Origin of the sequence: Acinetobacter sp. YH16032, from assembly GCF_013417345.1 — a bacterium.
Taxonomy (GTDB): domain Bacteria; phylum Pseudomonadota; class Gammaproteobacteria; order Pseudomonadales; family Moraxellaceae; genus Acinetobacter.
The window spans coordinates 1-5,680 of record NZ_VPEE01000065.1 but is presented as its reverse complement, the minus strand read 5'-3'; the positions used below and the strand labels follow the sequence as shown (position 1 = coordinate 5,680).

Genomic DNA, 5,680 nt, shown 5'->3' with positions numbered 1-5,680 from the left:
TTAAGTTCTTTATCCGACATAGACACCAACATATCAAACCGTCCGCTAAGAAAATTGCAAAAGTGCATATTCTAAAAGCGGACATTTTTACTTTGGAGAAACCGGACATTTCTACTTTGGGCTTACAGATCCAATTTCGTATAAGAGATTTTATGTTAAATAGACACTCAGAAAGCTACTTATAAATTTAATGATTATTCAGATTTTTGCATATCTAGTTTTACAGATATCCCTATATTATAAGGATATCTGCATTACTGTTTAGTTGCTTAGCTAATTCACGAAGTATTCTAATTTGTTCTAATGGATCACTATTGTGCTGAAGTTTTTCAGCAGTTTTTAGCATATCTTCTAGACTACTAGGTTCATCTGGCCAACCAAAATTATGTAGAAATCGATTTAACTTACACATTCCGATAGTCCTATTACCTTTTGGACTAAGGTCAACATAATGTCCACCTATTAAAATTTTTATATGTTCATCATAGTTATCAAAGTGAGGATGTACGATAAGAAAAGATTTAGTTGATCTAGGATATAATTGGATATTTGGTTGCTTTAATATCTGATCAGTAAAATCTAAAGTTTCTTTCTCTCTCTTTATTTCGTTACAATCAGCACAAATTACACATAAGTTCTTGGGTTCGAATAAAAACTTTGAGTATTTAGATTTTGGTAAAATATGTTCAACATGACAATTGCTAGCTGATTGTAAGGAAACAACTCCTCTACAGTAAGCACATTTACCGTTCTGTTCATTTCTATAAAAACCCCTTATGGTCTTACGTATTTCCTCTAAACTTTCATCAGACCAATTTGTATATTTAAAATTAGGGTCTTTGAGCTTTTGCCTGATAATTTTTCTGATTTCTGGAGTAAAAGAAATTTGTTTTTTGATATCAGGCATACAATTTTCTCATTTCTTCAAGTGATAGGATCAATTGATGTAATGGGTCATTTTTATTCATATGGATGATATTTTCTAACAATAAATTTAATGAAATCAAGTCATTGTAACTGAAAACTTTATTCTTACTGACATTCGAAAAAACTGTTAAAGCTATACGAGTTAAATACTCATTTTTGTGACCTGGTTCTTTAAAAACATAAGCTAACTGGTAGTCAGCTGACATTTCAGAAATTTCTTCACCTTTTATTATTTTATTATCATTTTCTAAGTTGATAATAAAAGACTTATTATTATCTATTGAGGAAAGTATCTGAGGTGAATGTGTAGCAACAATAAAATGACAGCCTGTGTAATCATTAAACATTTTTTTTAATAATGGTAAAAAATGGCTTTGCCATTCCGGATGCAAACTAATTTCTGGTTCGTCAATTAATATTAACGAGTCATTCTCTATTTCTCCAGCAATAGAAAGCAAATTAAATATAAGAGATAATTCTCCAGAACTTGCATCAGTCAAATAAAAAATTTTTTTATTTTTTATAAATTTTATATCTATTAATTCAATTAAATCATAATTAGCTAATATAGATAAGCTGTTTAGCAATTCAAAATTATATAATTTTTCCTCACTAAATAAGTTTAAATCTAAACTAAAGTTTTCATTGCTATATTCTTGAAAATCATAAAATTCAATTACTAATTTAAGACTTTCTATAATTAATTTTTCTTCATCTTCTGAAAGATTTATTCTATCTGCCTTATCTTTAAAAAAACGTATAGAACTCAATGCATCAGATACTGTTCGTCCTGTTCCATTTACAATTTCATATGGATGAAAGGTCCAAGGAAAAGCAAAGTGCATAGTTATATTTTCATCGACACCGATTGTATCAAGTAAGATTGAAACTTTATTTTTTGTTTTATCCGCCCTTAAAAAGAAATTAATTAAAGATGAACCTAGTTGATCGAATTTAGTTTTTAAATAATCTTTTTGACTATTTGTTTTTATTTTTGCTCCTCTATATATATATTTTTTTTCAAGTAAGTTATTACTTCTAAGGTGGAAGTTCCTGTCTAGAATTGGGAACTTATCAAATGGACTAGTTGAAACGGCAATAATTTTTCTTATATCAATAAATTTATTAATATTTGGTGTTTTATTTTTCTTTTCAATTATTACAGAGTTAGTATAAAAAGTATTTATTCCATTAATTTTATGAATATTTATTTCAAACTCATTACCATTGATCTGATAGTTAATTTTTCCATAATTAAGATGAGAGGTATCATTAATATTTTTATATCGATATGAGTCAGTAAAACTTTCAATTGCGAAATTTTTGTTATTATCGCTTCTTAATGAGTTTAAATAGAGAAAACATATCTTTTGAAGAATTCTACTTTTTCCTGATCCATTTCTTCCTACTAAAATGGTAAATAAATTTTCTAATTCATCGCTATCATTTTCAAAAAACTGATAATTTTTATCTTCAAAAGAAACGCTTTTAACTTTCATTAGTCCCTCTAGCTATAGTTTTTTGATAAAAATTAATTAATTCTATAATAAAATTAGAGTCTTATACATTTAAAAAAACTTTAATTTTTATGAAATAGCTTAAAGCGATTTTGAAGATTTCCTAAAATTAACATAATACACCTTATACGAAATGCATTCTAATTCTCTTTAGAAATCAATGCTGTAGTTTCTAGTTGATAGCCCATCTACCCCAAGGTGGGCTTTTTTTATGATTTTTCACGTTCCACGCTTATTATTTAATCAAAAGACCTCTTGAGAAAGTATAGTTTTATCTAATTTTTGAATTGGCTAAAACCTCATAGAATATAGCTTTTGGCTGCTTAAAATTTGACTAACGCAAGAATTCTAAAGTTTCTCAACTTTGATTAGCTCAAATAAATACCATTTCTCTTTTTCTAGGTCTCTTTAAATCACGAATTATGTAACTATAGAGTATAGCCTAACGGAACAAAATAAAGTCTTAAAAAGCAACTCAAAAACCGTATTTATAGACTTAATATTTAATTTCGGTACAATATGTATTTAATTATCTAAACTCTAACGGTACAGAATGCCTAATCAGGTCGGATATATTCGAGTCAGTTCAACTGAACAAAATACTGAACGTCAATTAGATGGAATCAGCCTGGATAAGACCTTTACTGAAAAGGCAAGCGGTGGTAGCCGTGAACGTCCTCAGTTAAATGCAATGCTCGACTATCTGCGTGAAGGTGATACGGTGCATGTTCATAGTATTGATCGTCTGGCACGTAATACAAATGATCTGAACGAAATTGTGAATAGTCTGAATGATCGTGGTATAACCATTATTTTTCATAAAGAGAATTTGACCTTCAGTCATGATGTAGCACAATCGGCAATAAATAAACTCATGTTTCAGATGCTTGCTGCATTTGCAGAGTTTGAACGCTCCATGATCCGTGAGCGTCAAAAGGAAGGAATTGCAAAAGCCAAAGCGAAGGGCTTATATAAGGGAAGAAAGCGGAAGGTTGACTATGTTGAAATACGAAAAGCAATGGCTGAAGAAAATTCAACATTTAGAGGTGTTGCAGAAAAGTTTAAAGTAGGGATAGCAACAGTACAAAGAGCTTTAAAAGAAGAAACTAATAATCAATAAGGTTGATTAATGAAGACGCTTAGATATTCAAATTTAGAAAAGATCATGACCATTTATACTGAAATTTCTACTTATATTACATTTCATAATGCGACTGGTTTAACAGATATAAATAAATCAATGGAAGATTTTTGAACCGTACCGGGTTTGTCGGAGACCAAGCTTTCTGAGAGAATGTCCCGATGAAAAAAGTAAAATATACCCCTGAAATCAGAGAAAGAGCGGTTCAATTATTGATTGAATCCGAGAAAGATTATCCATCGAATTGGGCTGCGATCACCGCTATTGCTCCCTGAGCAGTATACTGCGCAAGGGTTGTACTCCTGAAACACTACGTGTTTGGTATCAAAAATATTTAGATAAACAAAATCCAGTTAAAGTACAGCAGCTTTCAGACCAAGAACGTATCAAACAACTCGAACGCGAAAATAAAGAACTGCAACGCGCCAATGAAATTCTACGTAAAGCAGCCGCTTTTTTCGCCCAGGCGGAGCTCGACCGCCCACACAAATAATGGTGGATTTTATCCATAATAATAAAGAGCTGTACGGAGTCGAGGCGATTTGTAGAATTTTACCGATCGCACCTTCAACCTATTACCGGACTCTAGATCTCTGTGAAAATCCAGAACATCGAGCAAAGCGAGATTTACATGACTTGCATCATGCTGAGGAGATTAAACGAATTTGGAAGGAAAGTTCAGGTCGGTATGGTGTACGTAAAGTCTGGCAAAAACTGAAACGTGAAGGCTATATTATTGCGCGCTGTACTGTTGCTCGATTAATGCAAAAGCTAGGTATAAAAGGTGTTTGGCGTGGTAAGAACAAACAAACCACCCGTAGCCGAGATGATCAAAAACGAGCGGATGACTTGGTAAAACGTAATTTTACTGCTGATCATCCTGACCAACTGTGGGTGAGTGACTTTACGTATATTCAAACAAATTCAGGCTGGGTTTATACTGCATTTATTATTGATGTGTTCTCACGAGCAATTGTTGGATGGAAAGTATCGACACGGATGAATACAGATATGGTGCTCGATGCATTGGAGCAAGCATTTAGGGCGGCAGAGGGGGCTGGAACGCTGAGTGCGCCCATGCCGCATTGCGAAGCAAAAGATAATCGGATAAAATGTAGCAATTCATATTCGTAAGCGTGGAGTAATCAGATGGGAAATTCCAAGTCAGCAGACAAGTAAGCCGCAACAACCAGTATTGTTGTTGCGGCGCTCTGTAAGGCTAGTCTCATCTGATTGCTGACGAGCAGACGTCGCCCGGTATTCCTTAATCGAGGGTTGATTCGTCATGACCACCACACGCCCCGCGTGGGCCTATACGCTGCCGGCAGCACTGCTGCTGATGGCTCCTTTCGACATCCTCGCTTCACTGGCGATGGATATTTATCTCCCTGTCGTTCCAGCGATGCCCGGCATCCTGAACACGACGCCCGCTATGATCCAACTCACGTTGAGCCTCTATATGGTGATGCTCGGCGTGGGCCAGGTGATTTTTGGTCCGCTCTCAGACAGAATCGGGCGACGGCCAATTCTACTTGCGGGCGCAACGGCTTTCGTCATTGCGTCTCTGGGAGCAGCTTGGTCTTCAACTGCACCGGCCTTTGTCGCTTTCCGTCTACTTCAAGCAGTGGGCGCGTCGGCCATGCTGGTGGCGACGTTCGCGACGGTTCGCGACGTTTATGCCAACCGTCCTGAGGGTGTCGTCATCTACGGCCTTTTCAGTTCGATGCTGGCGTTCGTGCCTGCGCTCGGCCCTATCGCCGGAGTATTGATCGGCGAGTTCTTGGGATGGCAGGCGATATTCATTACTTTGGCTATACTGGCGATGCTCGCACTCCTAAATGCGGGTTTCAGGTGGCACGAAACCCGCCCTCTGGATCAAGTCAAGACGCGCCGATCTGTCTTGCCGATCTTCGCGAGTCCGGCTTTTTGGGTTTACACTGTCGGCTTTAGCGCCGGTATGGGCACCTACTTCGTCTTCTTCTCGACGGCTCCCCGTGTGCTCATAGGCCAAGCGGAATATTCCGAGATCGGATTCAGCTTTGCCTTCGCCACTGTCGCGCTTGTAATGATCGTGACAACCCGTTTCGCGAAGTCC

The 5,680-nt window shown here is 36.1% G+C and carries 4 protein-coding genes, 1 pseudogene and 1 other annotated feature; of the genes and pseudogenes, 3 read left to right on the top strand and 2 right to left on the bottom strand.

Translation table 11 applies throughout. From position 1 onward, the window contains the following. Window positions 1-232 precede the first annotated feature (232 nt). Window positions 233-907 carry an HNH endonuclease gene (locus tag FTV32_RS15635; RefSeq protein WP_180029079.1) on the bottom strand — a complete coding sequence of 225 codons (675 nt, stop codon included), beginning with the start codon at window positions 905-907 and terminating at the stop codon, window positions 233-235. After that, window positions 900-2,426 (bottom strand): AAA family ATPase, encoded by a 1,527-nt coding sequence (locus FTV32_RS15630; RefSeq protein WP_180029078.1) that lies wholly within the window; start codon window positions 2,424-2,426, stop codon window positions 900-902. Before FTV32_RS15630 ends, FTV32_RS15635 begins: the two co-directional genes overlap by 8 nt. 571 nt (window positions 2,427-2,997) lie before the next feature. Here FTV32_RS15630 and FTV32_RS15625 point away from each other — a divergent pair. The 3 genes and pseudogenes from FTV32_RS15625 to cml form a co-directional block, all read left to right on the top strand. Further along, complete coding sequence (locus FTV32_RS15625; RefSeq protein ID WP_006581699.1) at window positions 2,998-3,564, top strand: recombinase family protein; 567 nt, start codon at window positions 2,998-3,000, stop codon at window positions 3,562-3,564. 182 nt (window positions 3,565-3,746) lie between these two features. Then, window positions 3,747-4,719: pseudogene (locus FTV32_RS15620) on the top strand (IS3 family transposase). Further along, window positions 4,036-4,152, top strand: a sequence feature (AL1L pseudoknot). Its footprint overlaps the pseudogene before it by 117 nt. Window positions 4,720-4,870: 151 nt before the next feature. Then, the coding region (gene cml, locus FTV32_RS15615) for a CmlA/FloR family chloramphenicol efflux MFS transporter (protein ID WP_180012496.1) at window positions 4,871-5,680 on the top strand (810 nt) is incomplete at its 3' end.

Bases quoted from the DNA above. Each gene is read 5' to 3' on its own strand.
- FTV32_RS15625 (WP_006581699.1), top strand. From the start codon at position 2,998: ATGCCTAATCAGGTCGGATATATTCGAGTCAGTTCAACTGAACAAAAT.
- FTV32_RS15635 (WP_180029079.1), bottom strand. From the start codon at position 907: ATGCCTGATATCAAAAAACAAATTTCTTTTACTCCAGAAATCAGAAAA.
- FTV32_RS15630 (WP_180029078.1), bottom strand. From the start codon at position 2,426: ATGAAAGTTAAAAGCGTTTCTTTTGAAGATAAAAATTATCAGTTTTTT.